A 20,216-nucleotide genomic window follows, 5' to 3' on the forward strand; every position below is an offset into this window, starting at 1 on the left:
GGCCAGCTGACGCCCCCGTCCCGATGTCGACCCGACCTGTTGGGACGTGTGTGGCAGGCCGAGAGGAAGCGCGAGCTGTTGCGGCTTGCTGCCGGTGGTGGCGGCGGGCGGCGTGGATGACGGGGTCGAAGGCATGGGCTTGGCTCCTCTTCTCGCCGCTGGTCCGCCCGTGGGCCGTGGGCCGTGCGGCCCACGCCGCGTACCCGCCCCAGGACCGGGCGGAGGGCCGGAACGGCGCGAACCGCGGGCACTGGGTGACTTGGCCTTGGTCAAGGCGGTTCTGGCCAGGCCGAAGGTCTTGTAGACGATCACCGCTGTGATCAGCCGTTTGAGCAGCTGAGGCTGGGCGTTGTGCCAGATGGAGCGCGCCACCCAACCGGGAATCTTGATCAGGATGAACAGCAGCCCGATCAGCACCAGAGCATCGATGGTGCGGCTCATGGTCGGCTTGACCGATGCGAGCGCCGGCTGGTCCGGGGGAACGGCGAAGGCATCGGTGGCGTCGGTGAAGTGAACCTTGAACGCCATGATCAGTACCAACGCCTGCAGCACCTGCATGAGCAGCAGCCCGGCGAAGGAACGCCACCACAGCCGGGCAATGTGCTCCGTCTGCGGCAACGCGTGACACAACAGGGCCAGCGGCGCCGCGATGATCAGGAACAGCAGCAGAGCCACTCGCAACACCGCGACAAACGCCAGGATCAGCCCCATCAGCACCGCGACGCCGATCATCAAGAGCAAGAAGATCGCCGCATCCACGAGTTCGGACGGATTGTGGAGCTTGTCGGCGAGCAGATCACCGGCTCGCCGCTTGTCCACGCCATCGCCGAGCAGTGCGGCTACCAGGCCGTTGGCCAGCTCGATTGCGTACTGGCAGACGGTCAGTGACAGGTTGAGCGCAAGCGCAGCCACCACCAGCCGGGGCACCACTTCCTTGACAGCGCTCGCGGTGCCGGCACCTCCACCTCCAGCCATCACGATGAGGCCGGCCGCCATCACGAACAGCACCAGCAGCGCGTTGGCCACCATCCGTACATGAGCCGACAGCTCCTGCACGCGGGCGAGCATCGACGGCGGCGGCGAGGACAGCAGCACGGTGCCGACCAGGACGAAGACCGGGGTGACGGCTTCGGTGATGATCGAGCCGAGCCACCGGTTCATTGCCTGGTTGATCTTGCAGCCGACATCCAGCCACTCACACCCCTCGGATTCTGAGGTGGAGGGCGGCGTGATCAAGCTGACCTGAGGAGAAGGTGTGGGAGTCGGCTCTGCAATCGGCACGGGTGTGGGCGAGGGAGTGGCAGCGAGCGTCGAGGCTGAGACAGGAGCCGCATGGGCGGTCGTGGCCAACAGGCAGGCAACCGCCAGCATCACCGCGATGAGCCGGTGCCCCGATCTGCCATCGCGCAGTGGTGGCGACGGGTGGCGGGCCACGGTCAGGTCCCCACGATGCCCTTGAGGATGCTCACCAGCAGCGGGGCCAGCGCCGCTATGCCGTAGCCGAGCCCGGCATAGCGAAGGGTCTTCTTGCCGGCCTCCACCTCGCCCGGGTCCCCGCCGGCCAGGATGTAACGGACCCCGCCGACGGTGAGGAACAAGGTGGCCAGCGCCACCAGCAGACCGACGATGACGTTGCGCAGGTTGTCGATCACCCGGTTGAGCGAGGCGGGCTCCTTCTCCTTTGGTGACGGTTTGGCCGCGCTCCACAACTCATCCGGGCTGATGGCGGCATTGGCGATGTGGGCCAGACCAAATTCGATGAGCGTCCCCATCGCCACGGTGGCCAGGACGAAGGCGGCGATGAGCAGGGCCTTGCGGGTGGTGAAGCGGGAGCGTGGGATCACGGCTGCCTCCAGGTGAACGTCCGAGGCGTGTCGGGCATGTAAGGCGGCGCGGAAGTCCCGAACCCGGCCGGAGCGGGCGGGCGTCCTCCTTCGATGCGGCGGGTGGCGTCCGGTGGTGACAGGAACCGGTGGCCGAGGTGCGCCTTGGCCGGGTCCGGGTGCCTGTCCGCGCTGCCTTACATCTCTTGAAAGACCAGGTCGAAGGGCCGAGTTCAGACATCGAGGCCGATGGATTTTGCTCGTTCCTGAACCAGGGCCTCGAAATGCGATTGCTCCTTGGGCCGCGCTTCTACTGGGGATCGCTGGACAGCTCCCCGGCGATCAGAGCTTGGCGAATACGGGCTTCGGCTCGCTGGCGGCGCTTGAGCTCGGTGCAGTAGAGCAGGCCCCGGCGGCGGCAGTAGGCGCTGAGTGGGATGTTCTCCAGGCGGGTGAACCCGATCAGCTCAGCCGCCTCGGCGCTGATGATGCCCAGCTCGACGGCCTGGGTCAGCAGCAGATCCGCATGACCGCAGGGGTAGGCGAGTGCCCGGCGGTCCAGGTCGCGTTCTGGATCGGAGAGCGGTTCGGGCTGGTCAGAGCAGTGGGCGCGTAGAACGGCGAACTGGGTCAGCCGAGACAGCCGTAGTACCGGATTCGACCAGGACAACTCCACCCGGCACAGCGCCTGCATGAAGCAGGCCAGTACCTCGGCCTCCAGGTCCTCCCGTTCGACGTTGATCGTCTCGGTCAGGGCCTTGAGCAGGCGGCGCAGCATGGGGAGGGCGAGAGCGGCGGCGGCCACCATCCACGCGTCCCGGTGGGTGCGTGCTTGCGCGATGAGGTGCCGCCACACCTCATCGCGGGTCGCTCGATTGCAGGACGGGTGCAGCAGGATGGTCCGCAGCTCGTCCAGCGGGATCGGACGGGCGGGCAATTCGGGCCCGAGAGCGGTGCCATCGACTGACAGCGGTTGCGGTCCCTGCATGAGCAGCGTGAAGGCGAGCTCGGCGGCCTTAAGAGCCGATGCGTCCGCGAGAACGGTTGGTGTCTCGCCGCCGTGGTTGTCTCCGTCGGCAGTGGTGGAGGGAGGGGTGGTGTTGAGCGCGGCGCGGGCTTGAGCGTGGAACATGACGACCCCCGAACGAGGTGAGCGGATTCGGACGCTGCTCATCCCGCCAGAGGCCTCGTACAGGAAGCGGACGAGAACCGGACAGAATCCGGCCCTGATAAAGATCAAACAAAGTCCCGTGGAGCGGTGGAAATCCCCGCCCGAACAAGGCAGCCCCCTCTTCGAGCGCTGTCTGCAACCGGGAGGAACGGCCGGTACGCCTTGTGTCCGCTTCATGGCCAGAAGCGCACTGACCTGCGGATACAGCACGAGTTGAACTTGAAGGGCAAAGAACGCGTCAACTGTGGCAGCGGGCTTCTGCTGCGCCCATCTCAGCGAAGTTGATCAGTCGGCGCAGCCGTGAGGAGACAAGAGAGACAGCCTGAGAAGCGGTCGAGGCCGTTTCCGTGATCTTCTGAGTAGGGGAGCATGGTGCCTCAGGCAAATGCCCGGCCTGTGGTCGTGCTCACGCCAGCGGAGGTGTGGGCACGACAAACGGTGGGCCGTCTCGTCCGCATCCGTGGTCCCGGGGGATGTCAACGTGATCTCGTAGGTGAGCATCCAGGGCAACACCGGCGTATTGCCGGAGACAGATGCCGCCGCGTTGCAGGGTGCCGGTTATCGCCGAGTGCCGGGGTGCTGGAGCTGCGTTTCTCCCGGCTGTATCGCCAGCCGTCGAAGCGAAGTGCGAGGTGCGCCAACGTCTTCGAATAGCCGGGGGCCTGTCCGGAGTTCCGGCACGCCTGCCGGACCGGGATGTCGACTGCTTGTTCCGTGGGTCGCTTCCGTTGTCCGAGCAGTGTCCGGAAACTGTACGGAAGTGCTCTGACCTGCGAGAACGGCTAGCGAGGTGAGTGCGCTGACCGTCGGATGGCGGTGGGCGCGGGCACCCTCGCTCGGGTGGCCCGCGCCCGGGAGCCGGGCCGGCCCCCTCCAAACCGAGCCCGTGCAGGTTGCTCATCATTCAGTAGCCGACCACTCGCAGGACGAATATGCAGATCAGCGGGGCTGCTGAGAGAAGTGGAAGGTGCACGCCTCCCGTGTCGTCACGGTGAGCGCATGCATGGCTGAATCCTTACCTTGCGCCGTGTCCTAACTCGGGCTTGAGCACAGGTATTTAGATAGATGACAGGGACCAGGTGGCCCTGGTGATCGGGCCACACCACCGTGACATCACCCACTCGTTCCCGGTACTTCGACCGCTTCATCGCCGATCCCACAACCACTACTTCCGCCCGGACCGCCCATGATGTCGTTCCAGGGCATCTGCCTTTGAGCGTTTGGCTGGCCGCGGCCGACACCGAGAGCGTGACGGCCTGCCGCAGCGGCTGCTGCATCCCGGTCAGCGCGCCGTTGGCCCGTCACCTGGTGACCGCGTGCACCCGGCTCGGTGGCCTCGTGATCGACCTGGATGCCGCCGACGACCATGTCGCCTCCACAGCCTTGGCGCTCGGCTGCCGTGCTGCCGCCACCATCACCGACCCGGCGCTGGCGGGAGTCATCGGCAAGGCCCTGGCCACCACCCATTCCGACCACGACCTGGAGGCGGCCGACCTGCGCCTGACCCATCCGGACACCAACTTCACGGCCCTGCGCGACCTGGCCAGGCAGGCGGCATTGGTGGTGCTCAAGCAGAACCGCCACCCGAGCGATACGAGGCAGGAGCCGGCGACGAAAACCGGCACGTACGAGCACGCGAGCACGAGCGAGGTGGCGCGAGCAGCGGAGTTGGTGAAGCCGGGCGGTCACCTGGTGGTGGTGACCGGTCTGCACAGGACCGAGCACGGGGTCACCGACCCGACGCCGCGCATCATCGTGCAGGCACGACATGCGGGCCTGGTGTATCTGCAGCACATCGTCGCACTCCGGGTGCGGGTGACGGGCGAGCCGATCGAGGCGCCCGCGGCCTGGTGCCCAGCAATGTCAGGGGAGTCGGCTCGTGCCGGTCTGCCCGCCAGCGTTCGTGTCCATTCCGATCTGCTGATCTTCACTAAGCCGTCAGGCAAGCCTCTCGGCATCCCCGAGGTCGACGGCCCCGTTCTGGGCGATCGAACCTGGCCGGAAGGAGTGCAGTGATGAGCGCAGTGACCACGTCCGTGTGGGCGACGGGTCAGCAGCAATCCCGTAACCAGCGGCGAGGTCGGTATCTGCCCGAATCGATGAGGCATCCGGGCAAGATGCTGCCTGCGATCGCGGCGAAGGTGATCTCCACCTACACCCGGCCCGGCGATCTCGTGATCGACCCGATGTGCGGCATCGGCACGACCCTGGTCGAGGCCGTCCACCTGGATCGTGACGCGGCGGGGGTGGAGTACGAGGAGGACTGGGCCAAGCTCGCGGTCGCCAACCTGGCCCACGCCCGCCGCCAGGGCGCGACTGGTTCCGGCACGGTGATCGCTGGCGATGCGCGGGGCATCGAACGGTTGCTGCCGGATCTGGCCGGGCGGGCTGCGCTGGTACTGACCTCGCCCCCGTACGGGGCGGCCACTCACGGCCACATCCGCTCCAGCCGGGACAGCGGGGAGCCCGGCATTCACAAGCGCAACCAGCGCTACTCGAAGGACCGGGCCAACCTCGCCCACCAAAGCCTGCCGGTGCTGCTGGACGGCTTCGGCCGAATCCTGTCCGGCTGCGCCGAGTTGCTGCGGCCGGGCGGGGTGGTGGCGGTGACCGTACGCCCCTATCGGCAGCGGGGCGAACTGATCGATCTGCCCGGCCAAGTACAGAAGATCGCGACGCGGGCCGGTCTGGTGCTCGCTGATCGGATCGTGTGCCTGCTGTGCGGGCTCGGTAAGGGCCGGTTGCTGAACCGGGCCTCGTTCTTCCAGATGCACGAGGCGCGCAAGGGCTGGGCGCGAGGCCTGCCCATCCACGCCATCGCTCACGAGGACCTGCTGATCTTCTCACTCAGCGACGCGTCGCACGGCTCGACTTCGGCAGTAGGCGGCCGCGAGGGGTGACCGGGGGCCAGGGCGGTTCGGGCGGGCGCAACCAGCGGAGTTCGCTTGACGCGCGCCATGAAGGTGGGCGTCGATACCACCGCCACCGGCCCGGAGCCTTCCGACGGGCGCCCCGCTGGGGGTGTGACACGGCTCGTCGCTGACGCAACGGCCATCACACCCCTGGGGTGCCGGACGGGTCCAGGCCGAGGCGCAGCGCCCGCTACACGTGCCGGGGTGCCGTCGCGCCCCATGCAGCGGCCCCGGGCGGGGGCCTGCCCTGTTACCCGCCCTGCTCTCCGCGCAACCGCAGAGCACATTGCCCCTTCTCCACGGAGGTGATTGATCATGACAGCCACGACACCGACGCCCATCCCATCCGCGCAGCAGCTCGAACGACTGCCACAGAGGGCAGAACGCGACGTGACGCCCGGCTTGGCGGCGGATCTCGGCCAGCCGGTGGTGATGGGCGTGGTCGCGGCCGGGCGGTTGCTGGGCATGGGCCGCACCAAGGCCTACCGGCTGGCCAGAACTGGGCAGTTTCCCTGCCGGGTGCTGCGCATCGGCGGCCGGTATGCGGTCCCGATCCACGAGGTGCGGGCGCTGCTGGGCTACCGCGACGGCGAGCGTCGCGGCCACGAGACGAAGGGATGATTCCTGGTGGCGAACGGATCCACCTACAAGACCTGCTCCTGCAAGGACGCACTCACCGGCAAACGGCTGGGCAAGTCCTGTCCGAAGCTGCGCCGCACCGCAGGAGGCGGCGCAGAGCGCTGGAACAGCAACCACGGCAAATGGGCCTACCAACTGGAGCTGCCCCCGCACGCCGACGGACGGCGGCGCAACCCGCTTCGCCGCAGCGGCTTCACCGGTATGGAGGAGGCCGAGGCCGAGCTGAAGCACGCTCGCGCGCTGCTGGAGCTGGATGAGGACCCGCACGTGCTCAGAAAGATCACCGAGCTGATGCTGTCCACGCTCAAAGACACCAGGGCACTGCCGCCGCTGGAAGAGGTACGGCGCAAAGTGCGCACCCGCCAGGACCTCAACCCCACCGTCACCGTCGGGGAGTGGATGATCGAGTTCCTGCGTCGCAAGCGGAAGATCGACGCCACCACCCGCCGTTCCTACGAGGCGCACATCCGCCTCTACTTCACCCCCTACCTCGGGGACATTCGCCTGGACCGGTTGCGGATCTCCGACATCGCGGGCATGTTCGACGCGATCGAGGAGTTCAACGACGTCATCACCAGCGCCCGTGCCAGTGGGGATGCGGAGCAGCGGGCCAAGGTGAAATACCGGCGCACGGTAGGCCCGGCCACGATGCACCGCATTCGCGCCACCCTCCGGCACGCTCTGAACGTGGCGATCAAACAGGACCGGCTGATCGATTTCAACCCGGCCGCTGTGGTCGAGTTGCCCGACGCCGAACGCCCCAAGGCCCTGGTGTGGACCGACGAACGGGTGGCCGACTGGAACCGGGAGCTGAATCGTCGCCTGGAGGCCGAACGGCGGCGGCGCGACGGCCGCGTCAACGCCATCGGCGTCTACATCTCCACGCCCCGGCCTTCACCGGTGATGGTGTGGACCCCCGCTCACACCTCCGCCTTCCTCACCCAAGCCCAGCAGCACCGGTTGCATGCCCTGTATCGGCTGATCGCCCTGCGCGGGCTCCGACGCGGCGAGGCGGTGGGGCTGCGCTGGAAGGACGTCGACCTGGAGGCCGGCACCGCAGGCGTCCACTGGCAGATCACCCAGCTGAGCTGGCAGCCCATCCAAGGCAGACCCAAGACCGAGGCCAGCGACCGCACCATCGCCCTCGATGCTGAGAGCGTCACCATCCTGCGAGCCCATCGCAAACGCCAAGCCGCCGAGCAACTCGCGGCAGGGCAGGCCTGGGCCGACAGCGGATTCGTCTTCACCGACGAACTCGGACGGCCGCTGCACCCGCAGCACGCCAGCGACCAGTTCTACCTGCTGGCCTATGAGGCAGGTCTACCGCCGGTGCGGCTGCACGACCTGCGCCACGGAGCCGCGTCGCTGATGCTCGCCGCCGGAGTCGACCTCAAGATCGTTCAGGAGACGCTCGGGCACGTCTCCAGCACCTTCACCCGCGACACTTACACCAGCGTCTTCCCGCAGGTGGCGCGGGCCGCCGCCGAATCCACCGCCGCCCTCATCACCACCGGGGCCCAGAGCGCGGGCACGGCCCGCCTGGTCAGTCTGCCGCCCAGAACGGACGCAACCGCCAACTGAAACCGCACACTCGTCGGGCAGGCCCGCTGGTTGCAGCGGGCCTGCCCTGCTTGTTCCCGCCGTATCGGGCCTGATGTTCTCCAGCGGATCAAAAGTACGCTGCCGGAGTCGTCGACCGAGAAGGGCGTCTGAGGGTGTGACCACCTGTCGATGCGGTTTGATCCGTGCTTGAGGCGGTGTTGGGCGTTCCAGAGAATGGCGAGCTCGGCGGCGCTTCTGGCTTGGTGTTCTCGTGTTCCTCTGTGGGGTCTGCGTTGGGATTGGCCGTTTGAACGATCTACCGTTGTGCCCGGTCCGTGCCCGCGAGCAGCCGGCGAGCAACCCATCATGATCAACAAGGCGCCACGAGGCGCTAGGAAACCGAGAAACCCCAGGTCGGATGGGGTGTGGGTGAGTAGGGCGGGTGGGACTTGAACCCACGACCCACGGATTATGAGTCCGGTGCTGCTGGTGCTTTTGTCGTGGTGCCAGAAGGAGCTTCGGCTTCGAGCTGATCAGATGCGCGATGGGATTGTTGCTCGCGCAGGAGTGCCTGTGCCACGGCGGCGGCTGTGACGGCCTCTTCGCGTTGCTGCTGTTCGGCGGTGAGCGCCTGGCGCAGCCGGTCGATCTCCTGGGCGTGCGCCGTGGCGGTGCCGCGGGCCTGGTCGGCTTGCCGGGCCCGGGCTTGTTGTTCCTTCAGCTGACGACGGAGGTCGGTGAGCTCGTGCTGCTGGTGGCTGGCTTGCTGGTCGAGTTCGGTGATGCGGGTGGTCGCGGTGGCCGGGGTTGAGGAACAGCGGTACAGCCGTTAGCGGTGAGAATGATCTTCATCGGCTTCGTCGTGTTCGCGGAGCATCCGCAGGACGGTCGCGGGTGAGGGATGTCGGCCCTTCTTCTTGCCCTTGGTGATGACGAGTTTGGCCGCGATCTCGCGCAGGTGGAGGGCCAGGGAGAGCATGGCGTCGTCGGTGACGGTGGCGCCGCCGATGGTCTGGCCGCGGGTACGGGCTGACTCGTGGCCTTCCAGGGTGCGGTCGCGGATGTGCTCGCGTTCCATGCCGGAAAGCGCGGCGAGCACGGTGAACACGATCCCGGACGGGTCGTGGTTGCCCTGAAGTTCGCCGGTGAGGAATTCCAGGGCGACGCCATAGGACTTGAGCTGCTCGGCGAGCTCAGCCAGGGCCAGGCCGCGTCCGAGGCGCTTGTGCTCGTGGACCACTAGCGTGACACCGAGGCCGGCGGCCCGCAGCTCCCGCGCGAACTCCACCGCACGGTCGAGCTCGGGACGACTGACGGCGCGGGTTGAGATCTTCTCGGAGAAGATCTTCGTCACGCCCGCGGCGGTGAGAGAGTCGAGCTGGGTGTCGAGCGACTGCCGGGCTGTGGACGCGCGAGCGTACCCGATCCGGACGTGCCCGCTCAGCTCGGCGCCGGAGCTTGCGGGGCGGGGCAGTTCGACCCACGGAGTGCCCGGCTTGCGGATCGGCGGGGTGACAACCGTCAGGGCCTTGGCGAGCGAGGGGACGGGCGGCCGTACCTCGTCCTGCGGCGCGAACTCGCGGAGGTACGGTTTGATATGTCCAGCACCGGCGTGCCATCCAGGGCGTCAAGATCGGCCACGTGAAGCACGCGCCCAGGGCCCGATAGTCCTACGACGCACATCAGAGTCTCCGGGGGATGTCCTACCCGGCGGGCAGGATGGGCGCGGGAGGTACAGATGAACGACATCGCGGACGTTCCACCCGCCGTTGTGGGCCGGTTCCGGGTGATCTGCGGGGAGCTGCCCGAGGCGTACGAGGAGCCGGCGTGGATCGGCCTGCGGTGGCGGATTCGCCGGCGGACGTTCCTGCACGTCTACACCACCGACGTGAGGGGGTCGGCGTACATCGATCTGGACGATCCGGCCATCCTGATGACCTTCCGGGCGCCGCCTGGGGAGTTGGCCGCGCTGGCGCAGGCCGGCCCTCCGTTCTTCCGGGCCGACTGGGGGGTGAATGTCGTGGGAATGGTGCTGGACGACGAGACGGACTGGGTCGAGGTTGCCGAGCTGGTGACGGACAGCTATCGCGTGCGGGCGCCCCGCCACCTCGCGTTCCGGCTGAAGGCAGGGGGATGAACCGCCGGCTACCTCCCCACGTTGCCGCATATCCAGGTTCGGTGCTGAGAAACATTCCTATTCACGGTGGGATAGGTCGGGTTGCCGCACTGGCCAGAGATATTTCAGGAGACGATTCCGATGACGACATCACCCAGTGCCGCATGCTCCGGCCGTCTGGCCGGATTTGCGGTGCAGTTCATTCCGGGCGTGATCGGCTTCACGAACTGGTGGATGCCTTCGCAGGTCCACCGCGGCGTGACATCGAGGAAGACCTCGCGTTGTTCGTTGGGGAAGCCCGCATTGCCAGCCTTTCCGTAGCAGGTCGTGACTACCTCGCCGGTCGGCACCGCGCCCTGGCTGGGCAGCGCGGGCGCGATGAGGGGCTCCGACAGCAAGATGGGCTGGTCAAGCGCAGGATCGTGAGATCGCCGTCCGTTGCCGGGACGCGCCTTCACTCGGTTCGGGCACCGGCCTCGAGCACGGTGAGGTCGCGGACCGCATACCGGTGATGCTCGGCCTCTTCCTTGCACACCACCGTGAGGCAGCGGCGCACGACGTACTCCCGGTCCGGATAGGGGTCCGCCGGCTTGCGACCACATACCCGGTCGAGCTCGGCCTCGGTGAGCTCGTCGACGACCCGGCGCATCGTGGCCATGCGGGCGAGCCGCGGCGCGAGTACCTCGTCGAGCGTCGGGGTGGCATCGAGGGTGAGCTTGAGCTTCGCCGATGCTTCGGCCGGCATCCCGCTGTATGGAAGGCCCAACGGGTGGTACGGCGCGTTTTCCTCGAGCACGGCGTTGCCGATCCAGGCATCGCTGGCCATCAGCAGATGCCGCTGCGTCTCGACGAACGACCACTCGCCGTCGACCTGCTCGTGCAGCTTCGCCTCGGGTAGGCGCCTGGCGCGGTCGAGCGTCTCCTCCCATTGCTTCTCGATGGCATCCCAAGCGGCCCGGTATTCGGCGACGGACGTGGCCTCACGGGCCAGCACCCGGTTGGGATGCAGCCGGTCGAGCTCGGCCTCGACGTAGGCGGTCACGTCGACGTCGTTGACAACGACACGCTCGAAGCCGCCACCGAGGGAGAGGCTGCCCCCATAGCAGTCCACGATCTTCAGGCCGGTGACGTCGCAATCGCGAATCTCGAGGCTGGAGAGGTCGCTCAGGTGGATGCGGGCACCATGGAACTGGTCACTTTGGGTGTACTCAGCTGGCATTGGGACAGTTTCCCGTATCCGTCCCGCCCGTGCCAGTGAATGGCACAACATGAGGGTTGCGTGTTGCGTCCGGTCTCAGGGACCTGCCCCTGATGGCCGCTCACCTGGACTTCTGTTGGCCGCGCAGCACGAACCCGATGACCTCACTGCTGTGGGGGCATCCGTACCGTCAGTGTGCCGGTGGAATGGCGTCCGAGGGTCCGCCGGTCTGTTCTCCGGATCGGACCGATCGGCGTTCCCAGGCCAGAGCCACGACCACGCCGATAGCATAGGCGACCAGGTCCCATGGGTCGGGGAACGCGCCGACCAGGACACCGCCGATGCCTGGCGGGTTTATGCCGACTATCTGGTAGAACTCGACGGCGGCGGCGATCACGGCCGTGGCTAGGGCGCGGCGTGCGGCGGTGGTGCGCCACAGCAGCCCCAAGAACGCGTAGACCAGCATGGTGGCGCCGACGTCACTCACGTAACCGCGGATGAACGGTTCTCCCGGGCCCCGGTAGCAGAGGGTGAATGCGCCGACGGTGAGGGCAACGCCACCCAGAAGGACCATGGCGCGGCGCATGAGATTGACATCTTCTCCGAACTCGGCGATCAGGACGAACCTGATCATAGAGCTCGTCCCTGATGGCGGCGTGCTGATTGCGTCAGGTCAGTGTGTCAGTTACATCGGGTAGGAGACCGGGAGAAACTGTGGGAGCGCGGAGAGCTGGTCGAAGACGCGGTTGACGACGGCGGCCTGCTCGGCTGTGCCGGCGCGGAAATACCGAGCCGAGGTGTCGAGGGAGGCGTGGCCGAGGAGGGCCTGAACCTGAGCGAAGTCGGCACCGCCTTCGCGTAGCCGGGTGGCGTAGGTATGGCGGAGCCGGTGGGGGCGCAGGCCGGGGAGCTTGGCGTCGACGCCGACGGCCAGGAGGACCTGGACGATCCCGGAGATCGTCAGGGCTCCGCGCTGGCCGGTCCACAGCAGGCCGGGTTGCCACATGGCTGATCAGCCTCTTAGTCGAGAGAAACTGATCAACAACGAGTGACACGCTGAACCGAGGGCGGTCGGGTCGTACAACTGACCACGGCCGCCCTCCCCTGTACGGGCCTCTCCTGCTCGTCGATTGGTGAAGATTCGCCGCCACTTACCAACAAAAGTCACACGTGATCTCGGAAGTCACACCTGGGAGTGTACTTCCGAGATGGCGTCGATCTCGGAAGTATGGTTGCGCAAGCTGCAGCACTCCCGTGAGCCAGACTTCGAGACCGCTCACGGCTGTTACGCCCGCCATAGGTCTGCTGGATCAATTGTGAAATAGGCTCCAGGCCTGCCGCATCCCGCAGGCGGCGTGATCTGCGCATAGAGGGGTGAGTCGAGGCGAATCCAGGAGCCGCCTCCGGTGAATGTGTCCCCTGCAAGGATCTGCTCCCCAGCAGGGGTGATGATCCCTCGTCTGCCGTCGGCGGTACGTACTGGCCTCGTGCCCTTCGGCCACAAGGGAACGGCGGCTCGCTCTGGGCGGTAGTTGGTTGCGGCGATAATCAAGCAGGATGTGCTGTCGTCCCACTGAAGCCGTGCGGTCAGCGGCATCATGTGACTGTCCTTGCGGTGGTGCACGAGGATGATCGGGTCGGTGCCTAGTGTTTCCTGACATAGGCCAGTCGGGCATGGTGATACGGAGTCGCCTGAAGCTTGCCCGCTGCCAGTGCACGCGGTCAAGCTGACGGCGGCCGCGAAGACGGCGGCGAGCGTCGCGTGCTTCATGGCCGTCATCACCTTCCTTCGAGTACATCAAGTGCCAGGTGGCCGATCACATGATCGCGATCACTTGATCGGCCACCTGGCTTCAGTCAACGGGTCCACACGTAGTAACGGGCCCCGTTGTAGTAACGGTTCACGGGGGTGAAAGCACACCACGGGTTGCCGCTGCTGTCCTCGACGTAGCCGCGGAGCACCCCATATGCTTCCCCGCCGTCCCGGTGGAACGGCCCACCGCTGTCGCCTCGATAGCACGTTGCGAGGCTCTCGGCTGGGATGTTGGTTCTCACGAGGCCTCCGGCTTCTCCGGACGGGCTGGTCTGGTTCAGTGCGGTGACAGTGCCGCAACTACGTCCCGTCCGGAAACCGAACTTGCATACGGAGTCGTTTACCTTGGGGCCCGCAGATCGGGCGATGGATGTATGACGCCGGAAAGCTAACATGATCGCTTGACGAGAGGTAAGCCTTGACTTCGAGGCAGCCGGAAGCGGTCAACGGCGTATCCGGAACACCACCGTCCGCGGCGGTCTCACTGGTTTCGGTTGCGCCGCCCTCCTATACAGTCACACCCTCCGTGATCGGATCGAGCTGAATGTCCATGTCATCCAGCGGCGCGTCCAGGTCGTAGACGAAACCGGTCGCACCAGGTTCTTGTGACTTCCGAGATTACGCAGGAAGCCTTGGCCGAATCCCGGCTTGTGAATCCCGGGCAGCATCACGCCCAGGTCACCGCGCCACCTAATCCGACCGACTTCCCTCATGAAGATCGACTCATGGCCGGTTTTGCTCGTATCTCGGCTGGACCCGAAGTACGGCCGTTACGACGGTCCGCCCTCCCGGGCCGAGATGGAGAAGATCTTCTTTCTCGACAACGAGGACATGGCCCTGATCAAGGGGCATCGCGGCCGGCACATCCGGTGCGACTTCGCTCTCCAGCTCGTGACCGTTCGCTACCGGGGGTGTTTCCTGGCCGACCCGTTGGAGGTGCCGAACGAGGTCCTGGACGTCGTCGCCAGCCAGCTGGGAATCGAGGATCCGTCCTGTGTGAAGCGTTACACCGAGCGGGACAAGACGCGGCTGGAGCACACCTGGGAGATCGCCAAGGCGTTCGGGCTGAAGGACTTCGCCTCGGCCGAGTCCGAGCTGGCGGGCAAGGTGCGGGCGCACGCGTGGAACACCGGCGACGGCCCGACCGCGTGCTTCCAGTACGCGGTGCGCTGGCTGCGGCAGAACGATGTGCTGCTGCCCTGGATCAGCACGCTGACCCGGCTGGTGGCGCGCGAGCGGGAACGGGCCACGCGGGACCTGCACGACACCCTGGCCGCGCTGCCCAGCGGCAGCAGCGGGCGGGGCTGGACCTGCTGCTGGAGGTGCCGCCAGGGAAGAAGGTCTCGGAGCCATGTCGGCTGACCGGGGCTGTCGGTGTCGGTGAGGTCGCGGCCGAGTTGATCGAGTGGCTGGATCTGTGTCGCGTGCACGGTACGGCCGACTGCGTGGAGTGCGCCCCGAAGGAAGCCGAGGACGGATCGTGAGTGAGAGTGATCGCCTTGCGGCGCGGCGGCTGGCTGGGCGGGCGCACGAGGTGGGTCGAGTGTCCGGGCGTGAGCCGTTGCGGGAGGCTGTTGAGTGGCTGACCGGGAGGCGGCTGGGGCGGCGGCGCGGGCGGCCGGCGGTGCCGCAGTTGGACACTCCGTGGCAGGACACCGTGTCGCCCGAGCGCACCGGGTGGCGCCAGCGGGCCGCGAATCTCGATGGTGAAGAGGTCTTCGCGGTCGACTACCGGGTGTGCCTGCGCTGCGGGCTGGGGTGGGTGGAGCAGCCTCATACCGAGCCGGAGTTGCAGCGGTGCGGGCTGGCGGCCGCGGGGCTGGCGGCACTGCGGGCGGAGTATCCGGGGCTGTCGTGGCACACCCTGGGCGGGCATTTCCGTGACTCGATGGCGTTCTGGCGGCGGTCGGCACCGGTGTCCCCGGCGGATACCAGCAGCGTCCTACGTGCCGGCATGCCGATGCGGGGTGACCGCTGTTGTCGGCGGGCGGGGTGTTGATGATGACGCGGGCGGGCCCCGACCGAACTCGGATCGGTCGGGGCCCGTCTGGTGCGCGGCCTGGGGTTACAGGTCGCCGGCCGGTCTGGACCTGGGAGTGTTCACGAGTTGGGCGGACCTGGGACGGACGAGCAGTCAAGATCGCTTCCCAGCGACGAGATGATCGTTTCCCGGCTGGAGCTCCCGAGGCAGGCTGGTGGAACGCGAAATGTCTTCGCGTCCAGATTGGCCTTCTTCTCTATACCGACCGAATGACGCGACCGAATGACGCGGCGGTACGTGAGCTCGACAAGTGGCCAGAACTGACAGCGCGGTGGCAGGCGAACCGGCCGGATCGCCCCCGGTCGCCAAAGGCGTACCCCAGGCCGGTCGAGGTTCAGTTCCGGGGGAAGATCTCGGTCTCAGGGCGTTGCATGTATTCCATCGCCGCGGTGAACTCCGGGTCGCCGAAGCGTCGCTCCATCTCCTCGGGCGTCACGTCCTCGATGCGGGTCTGGATCCACCACACGTTGCCGAATGGGTCGCGCACCCGCCCGACCAGGTCGCCGAAGGCCAGATGGGTGACCTCCGAGATGGAAACGCCGCCCGCCTCGACCGCCTGGCGGTGCACGGCGTGGGCGTCCTCGACGTACAGCCGAAGGAACGCGGGCGTCGCCGGCCAACTCGGGTCGCCGTCGAAGAGCATCACGATCGCGTGGCCGATGCGGACCTCGGCGTGCCCGATCACTCCGCGGGCGTCGATCACCCGGCCCAGTTCCTCGGCTCCGAACGCCTTTCGGAGGTAGTCGATGACCGCGGCCGTGTCGCGGGAGATGATCCACGGCGTGACGGTCGTGTAACCCTCGGGGATCGCCTTGACAGACATCTCGGGCAGCTCCTCTGCATGCGGGAATGCGTGAGCTGATGACACTAACTTTGGTGTAGGTCGGTTTCTGTCCTATACGGAACGGAGTGTCCTGGCGGCCATCTCACGCAGGTAGTCGACCAGTTCGGGCGGCTGGTGCACCTCGAACTCGCAGCCGAGCGCGAGCAGCCGGAATGCCAGCCACTCCAGGGTGTCGCTCTGCCCGGACAGCCGGCAGGTGCCGGCGTCGATCGGCTCCAGTTCGCCCGCGGCGTCGCCGAGGCGGGCCGCCACCCACTCCGCCGGAGCGTGCAGGGTGGCGACGGCGCGGTAGGTGGGAGCCGTCGAGTACAGCCTGGCGGTGACGAAGGCGGCGGCGTCCTCGGTCGGCGGCGTCCTCGGCGGCACCCGTACTCCCGTCGGGCGGGGCTCGCTCACGTGGTCCACGCGAAAGATCCGCCAGTCGTCTCTATCGTTGTCGAAGGCCACCAGGTACCAGCGCCTGCCCACGGTGACCAGTCGGTAGGGCTCGACCAGCCGCCTGGTGGCGGTGCCGTCGCGCGATTCGTAGGCGAAGCGCAGCCGCTCGTGGCCGGCTGCGGCTCCGGCGATCACGGTGAGGATCTCCGGGTCGATGTCCGGCCCGGAGAAGGGAGAGGGGGCCTCGGTCGCGGTGGTCAGTGCACCGACCCGGTGCCGCAGGCGGGACGGCAGCACCTGCTGGAGCTTGGCCATCGCGCGGACGGACGCCTCGGCGATGCCCGCGACGGGATGCCTGGTCACCGTGCGCAGGCCGATGGCGATGGCCACGGCCTCCTCGTCGTCGAGCAGCAGCGGCGGCATGGCGGTGCCCCCCACCAGGCGGTAGCCGCCCTCGCCGCCCATCGTCGCGTGTACCGGATAGCCGAGGTCGCGCAGCCGCTCGACGTCGCGGCGGATCGTGCGCGGGCTGACCTGCAGGCGCTCCGCCAGCTCGCTGCCCGGCCAGTCGCGCGGGGCCTGGAGCAGAGACAGCAGATTCAGCAATCGTGCAGAGGTGCCAGACATGTCACCAAGAATGCCCATGTTGCGGCGCCCATGGGGCCGGTGAGCTCGTCCGGTTGCACGTCGTGGATCCATACGAACCGGCTGCGGCCGTCCCCGTGTGGGACGACTTGCATTGACGCGTTGTCGTGCGACGGCTGCATGGTGCCGTCGATGACCGAGCAAACGAGCCGGCGCGGCTCATCGTCGAGCGCGACGAGCCGCTCCCGAACCATGGTTCCGTCGACGAACGTGACGATCCGGACGTCCGGTTCGTGGAGTCGGCTGTCGGTGACGAAGCCAGGTGCCATCCGGACGAGCTGCATGTCGAGGCGTCGGCCTATCCGGGGGTGGTGGTACGGACATTTGCTGGCCCCACTTTTGGCTGTGGGCCGGCCCCACCCCTTGATCGCCGGAAGTTGGGGGCACGAGATTGGGCCCCACCCGGCTGCTCCCTGTCGTAGCTGCTTGAAGCCTTCGCCGGCCATGGCGGGTGGGGCCAGAACTGACCCGAACTCTGGAACGTCCAAGATCGACATGTGGGGCCAAGAGCCGTCCAAGGTGGGGCCGGAACTCGTGCCCACAATCACTGGGGGTTTCGCGCGGCGGACCGGGCGTTCAACACCGAGAAGACACGGCAGCGGGTCAGCTCACCCCGCCCACGATGGCCTTGCCCTCTCGTGCCGCCGCCGCGTAGAACGGCCCGAGGTCCTCAAACCCCTCATAGGCGCCATCCGCCGCGTCCCGTCGAGCGCCGCCGAATCCCCACCCCTCGCCTATCAGGCCCTGCGCGATCGCCGTCACCTGGCCGGGATCGAGGACGAACGCCGGGCCGTAGCCGAACTCGTAGCCCTCCACGTCGTTCGCACCGGTCTCGCCGGTCGCCGCCGCGAGCCAGGGATAACACTCCCGCCACTGCGCACTCTCATGCTCGGCCTCGGCTCTGCCCTGTGCGATGGCATCGAGGGTTCGGTAGTCCTCTGCGAACACATCGGCTTCATGATGGACGCCGACGGGCGCCCGCCCGTCGTCGAAGAAGATCGCGCCGATCAGGTCGGGGTTCGCCCGAACGGATTCCAGCAGCTCGACATCGATCTTCGCCAGGTTCAACCACATCGACACGATCATGGATGATAGCCGTGCCGGTCGAGGTCGAGATACGCCTGGCGGGGCTGATCCCGGCCAGCACCACACGGAGCTGATGGACCGTGGGCGCGTCTGCGGACACAGTGCGGATTCTTGCCGATCTCGCTGGCCATGGGCTTACATATCGCCAAAGCTGCATCGCCCTCGGAAATTCTCAGCGGATAACAGACATTATCCGCTGGGAGCGCCAGCATCTCAGCGGATAACGCCGTCGCCGTGCCCGTGGAGGCCGGGGCGAAACTCAGCGGATAACAAGGACGGTGGCGAGCGTGGAGACACCCGAGGGCCGGACCGGCCGACCAGAGATCGATCAGTGGCTTGACCACGCCGACGCTCAACAGCGGGCCCTGGCCGAGCTCGAGGTGGTCAGCCGAGCCGAGAACCTCGTTGGCCGCGCCCTGCACACCGACCTGGCCGCCGAGCACAAGGCCCTGCACGAGCGGGTTTCGGCCGCCGACAACGCCCTGCAAGCCGCCAAGCAGAGCCGCGACGAGGCGGCGATCGCCACCGCCCGCACCGCGTACGACGCGGCCTACACCGAGTTCGACCGGCGCGGACGCATCCTGATCGCCGAGTCCATGCGCCTGCTGGACGCCGGGCTGGAGCGCAGCGGCCAGCTCCTGCACCAGATGGGCGATGCCTGGAGCGCCGAAGCTACCGCGCGCGACGCCCTTGCCGGTCGACCGTCGGCACCTGGGCGGGAGGCAGAGACGATCGTGGACGAGCCCGCACGACCCTACCCAGTGGAATGGATCACCAGGGGGCTACCGCCTCTTATGGATGGGGTCGACGACTGGGCCGCCCGCGACGCCTACCTCGCCGACGGGCACGCCGACGTCGACCGTGACGACACCGCTCCCGACGACGAAGGGCACGAGCCGGAGGCGAACGGCCGATGAGCGCCGAGGTCGTCGCGCTGCGCCCCGATGCCGGCGACATCGCTTCCGCCGCCGGCCGGGCGCTGGCCGCCCTGCACCGTCACCTCGACCGGTGCAAGCTGTCGGCCAACACGGTCAAGGCCTACAAGCGGCAGGCCGCCACTTACGTGTCGTGGCTGACCGGTCCCGGTATCGAGCACGACGATGCCTTCGCCGACGTTACCGTCCCCAAACCTGGCGAGCCCGACGCCCTCACCACCACCGAGCAGGGTGCCGTCGAACGCGCCGCCGCCCGCCGCAGTGCCCCGCGGGGCGGCGATCATCGCAGTCCTGCTGTATGCCGGAGCCCGCGAGGAGGAGTGCGCACGGCTGGAGGTCGACGATGTCGCGATCATCGCCCGCACCGGCACTCCGCCTGCACGGCAAGGGCGACCAAGTCCGCACAGTCCCGATCCCACCGACCGCACGGGCCCGCATTACTGCATGGCTCGACATCCGCGGCCGCCAACCCGGCCTGCTGTGGACCGGCCAGCGCGGAGCCCTGACCATCTCCGGGATCGTCCAGGTCGTGCTGGCCGTCGGCGCTGACGCCAAGCTCCCTGGCCTGCGCCCCCACCGGCTCCGCCATACCTACGCCACCCGGCTGCGAAGGCGGTGCCGACGTCGCTCAGGTCCAGGCCCTCCTCGGCCACCCCGCCCTCGCCACCTCGGCTCGGTATTTCCGCGCCGGCACAGCTGAGCAGGCCGCCGTCGTCAACCGCGTCTTCGACCAGCTCTCCGCGCTCCCACAGTTTCTCCCGGTCTCGATGTCGTAGCCGCCGCCCGGCGCGTGTCCGGGGACGTGCCGGGTGCCGCCGGGGCTGCGGTAGGTGATGATCGGGGCCGCCCTGGTCGAACCATCCGGCCGGGTAGGCGCGCACGGCCTGCTCGATCCAGCGGGTCCTGGCCCGTTCGCTGGCGTCGTAGGGCAGGGACTCCAGGGCGGGCAGGGCGCGTCAGCCGGGGAAGACGTGGTCATGCGCGTCTTCCCCGGCGGTGTTCTCGCGGTTGCGTACCGGTACCTCGAAGTCGTCGCAATGCAGGCAAGCCGCCCGGTAGGTATTTATAGCCAT

25 protein-coding genes are annotated in these 20,216 nt (G+C 67.6%); 10 read left to right on the forward strand and 15 right to left on the reverse strand.

All coding sequences use genetic code 11. The features are described 5' to 3' along the window. The 3 genes from HII36_RS23780 to HII36_RS23790 all read right to left on the reverse strand — a co-directional run. Nucleotides 1-1,434: type IV secretion system protein (locus tag HII36_RS23780; RefSeq protein ID WP_173525450.1), on the reverse strand; the 1,434-nt coding region annotated here is incomplete at its 3' end. 2 nt (nt 1,435-1,436) lie between these two features. Continuing rightward, the gene (locus HII36_RS23785) at nt 1,437-1,844 is read right to left on the reverse strand and encodes a pilin (protein WP_217369876.1); all 408 of its coding nucleotides are present in this window, start codon (nt 1,842-1,844) and stop codon (nt 1,437-1,439) included. A gap of 289 nt (nt 1,845-2,133) precedes the next feature. Then, nucleotides 2,134-3,204: a hypothetical protein gene (locus HII36_RS23790; RefSeq protein WP_173525451.1), complete on the reverse strand. Its 1,071-nt coding sequence runs from the start codon at nt 3,202-3,204 to the stop codon at nt 2,134-2,136. A gap of 1,002 nt (nt 3,205-4,206) precedes the next feature. Between HII36_RS23790 and HII36_RS23795 the strand changes: the two genes are divergently transcribed. The 5 genes from HII36_RS23795 (at nt 4,207) to HII36_RS23815 (ending at nt 8,898) form a co-directional block, all read left to right on the forward strand. Further along, complete coding sequence (locus HII36_RS23795; RefSeq protein ID WP_173525452.1) at nt 4,207-5,010, forward strand: hypothetical protein; 804 nt, start codon at nt 4,207-4,209, stop codon at nt 5,008-5,010. Beyond that, nucleotides 5,010-5,894: a TRM11 family SAM-dependent methyltransferase gene (locus HII36_RS23800; protein ID WP_173525453.1), complete on the forward strand. Its 885-nt coding sequence runs from the start codon at nt 5,010-5,012 to the stop codon at nt 5,892-5,894. The genes HII36_RS23795 and HII36_RS23800 overlap by 1 nt, the downstream gene beginning before the upstream one ends. Nucleotides 5,895-6,221: 327 nt before the next feature. Next, entirely contained in the window at nt 6,222-6,527 is a 306-nt protein-coding gene (locus HII36_RS56840) for a helix-turn-helix transcriptional regulator (RefSeq protein ID WP_236003804.1), read from the forward strand. A 6-nt stretch (nt 6,528-6,533) separates the two neighbouring features. Further along, nucleotides 6,534-8,126 (forward strand): site-specific integrase, encoded by a 1,593-nt coding sequence (locus HII36_RS23810; protein ID WP_173525454.1) that lies wholly within the window; start codon nt 6,534-6,536, stop codon nt 8,124-8,126. A 505-nt stretch (nt 8,127-8,631) separates the two neighbouring features. After that, nucleotides 8,632-8,898, forward strand: a complete 267-nt coding sequence (locus tag HII36_RS23815; protein ID WP_173525455.1) for a hypothetical protein — start codon at nt 8,632-8,634, stop codon at nt 8,896-8,898. An 18-nt stretch (nt 8,899-8,916) separates the two neighbouring features. On the opposite strand, the gene HII36_RS23820 is transcribed toward HII36_RS23815, so the two are convergent. Beyond that, nucleotides 8,917-9,684 carry a recombinase family protein gene (locus HII36_RS23820; protein WP_173525484.1) on the reverse strand — a complete coding sequence of 256 codons (768 nt, stop codon included), beginning with the start codon at nt 9,682-9,684 and terminating at the stop codon, nt 8,917-8,919. A 141-nt stretch (nt 9,685-9,825) separates the two neighbouring features. On the opposite strand from HII36_RS23820, the gene HII36_RS23825 reads away from it, so the two are divergent. Continuing rightward, nucleotides 9,826-10,224 (forward strand): MmcQ/YjbR family DNA-binding protein, encoded by a 399-nt coding sequence (locus HII36_RS23825; protein WP_173525456.1) that lies wholly within the window; start codon nt 9,826-9,828, stop codon nt 10,222-10,224. A 104-nt stretch (nt 10,225-10,328) separates the two neighbouring features. Here the strand turns inward: HII36_RS23825 and HII36_RS23830 are convergent, their stop codons facing one another. From HII36_RS23830 to HII36_RS59265, 5 genes are all read right to left on the reverse strand, one after another. Continuing rightward, nucleotides 10,329-10,601, reverse strand: coding sequence for a hypothetical protein (locus HII36_RS23830; protein ID WP_173525457.1), 273 nt, complete (start codon nt 10,599-10,601; stop codon nt 10,329-10,331). A gap of 56 nt (nt 10,602-10,657) precedes the next feature. Next, nucleotides 10,658-11,422 carry a DinB family protein gene (locus HII36_RS23835; protein ID WP_173525458.1) on the reverse strand — a complete coding sequence of 255 codons (765 nt, stop codon included), beginning with the start codon at nt 11,420-11,422 and terminating at the stop codon, nt 10,658-10,660. A 169-nt stretch (nt 11,423-11,591) separates the two neighbouring features. Then, the gene (locus tag HII36_RS23840) at nt 11,592-12,035 is read right to left on the reverse strand and encodes a DUF2809 domain-containing protein (RefSeq protein WP_173525459.1); all 444 of its coding nucleotides are present in this window, start codon (nt 12,033-12,035) and stop codon (nt 11,592-11,594) included. 51 nt (nt 12,036-12,086) lie between these two features. Beyond that, nucleotides 12,087-12,407, reverse strand: coding sequence for a tyrosine-type recombinase/integrase (locus HII36_RS23845; protein ID WP_173525460.1), 321 nt, complete (start codon nt 12,405-12,407; stop codon nt 12,087-12,089). A gap of 851 nt (nt 12,408-13,258) precedes the next feature. Further along, nucleotides 13,259-13,609, reverse strand: a complete 351-nt coding sequence (locus tag HII36_RS59265) for a trypsin-like serine protease (protein ID WP_407940823.1) — start codon at nt 13,607-13,609, stop codon at nt 13,259-13,261. A 316-nt stretch (nt 13,610-13,925) separates the two neighbouring features. Here HII36_RS59265 and HII36_RS23850 point away from each other — a divergent pair, with 316 nt between their 5' ends. After that, nucleotides 13,926-14,576, forward strand: coding sequence for a DUF4158 domain-containing protein (locus tag HII36_RS23850; RefSeq protein WP_173525461.1), 651 nt, complete (start codon nt 13,926-13,928; stop codon nt 14,574-14,576). 181 nt (nt 14,577-14,757) lie between these two features. Further along, on the forward strand, nt 14,758-15,213 hold the full coding sequence (locus HII36_RS55835) for a hypothetical protein (RefSeq protein WP_217369878.1): 456 nt from the start codon (nt 14,758-14,760) through the stop codon (nt 15,211-15,213). 376 nt (nt 15,214-15,589) lie between these two features. Here HII36_RS55835 and HII36_RS23860 read toward each other — a convergent pair whose 3' ends face one another. From HII36_RS23860 to HII36_RS23875, 4 genes are all read right to left on the reverse strand, one after another. Beyond that, nucleotides 15,590-16,078: a VOC family protein gene (locus HII36_RS23860; protein WP_173525462.1), complete on the reverse strand. Its 489-nt coding sequence runs from the start codon at nt 16,076-16,078 to the stop codon at nt 15,590-15,592. A gap of 72 nt (nt 16,079-16,150) precedes the next feature. Beyond that, nucleotides 16,151-17,104: a helix-turn-helix transcriptional regulator gene (locus tag HII36_RS23865; RefSeq protein ID WP_173525463.1), complete on the reverse strand. Its 954-nt coding sequence runs from the start codon at nt 17,102-17,104 to the stop codon at nt 16,151-16,153. Then, nucleotides 17,077-17,406, reverse strand: coding sequence for an SRPBCC family protein (locus HII36_RS23870; RefSeq protein ID WP_173525464.1), 330 nt, complete (start codon nt 17,404-17,406; stop codon nt 17,077-17,079). Before HII36_RS23870 ends, HII36_RS23865 begins: the two co-directional genes overlap by 28 nt. Nucleotides 17,407-17,725: 319 nt before the next feature. Beyond that, on the reverse strand, nt 17,726-18,202 hold the full coding sequence (locus HII36_RS23875; RefSeq protein WP_173525465.1) for a hypothetical protein: 477 nt from the start codon (nt 18,200-18,202) through the stop codon (nt 17,726-17,728). 293 nt (nt 18,203-18,495) lie between these two features. Between HII36_RS23875 and HII36_RS23880 the strand changes: the two genes are divergently transcribed. Beyond that, nucleotides 18,496-19,125: a hypothetical protein gene (locus HII36_RS23880; protein WP_173525466.1), complete on the forward strand. Its 630-nt coding sequence runs from the start codon at nt 18,496-18,498 to the stop codon at nt 19,123-19,125. Beyond that, on the forward strand, nt 19,122-19,649 hold the full coding sequence (locus HII36_RS23885; RefSeq protein ID WP_173525467.1) for a hypothetical protein: 528 nt from the start codon (nt 19,122-19,124) through the stop codon (nt 19,647-19,649). The genes HII36_RS23880 and HII36_RS23885 overlap by 4 nt, the downstream gene beginning before the upstream one ends. 122 nt (nt 19,650-19,771) lie before the next feature. Here the strand turns inward: HII36_RS23885 and HII36_RS59270 are convergent, their stop codons facing one another. Continuing rightward, nucleotides 19,772-20,122, reverse strand: coding sequence for a DUF6349 family protein (locus HII36_RS59270; RefSeq protein ID WP_407940824.1), 351 nt, complete (start codon nt 20,120-20,122; stop codon nt 19,772-19,774). Next, entirely contained in the window at nt 20,100-20,216 is a 117-nt protein-coding gene (locus HII36_RS59275; protein WP_407940825.1) for a DUF6349 family protein, read from the reverse strand. The genes HII36_RS59270 and HII36_RS59275 overlap by 23 nt, the downstream gene beginning before the upstream one ends.

The organism is Nonomuraea antri, assembly GCF_013283785.1.
Lineage (GTDB): Bacteria > Actinomycetota > Actinomycetes > Streptosporangiales > Streptosporangiaceae > Nonomuraea > Nonomuraea antri.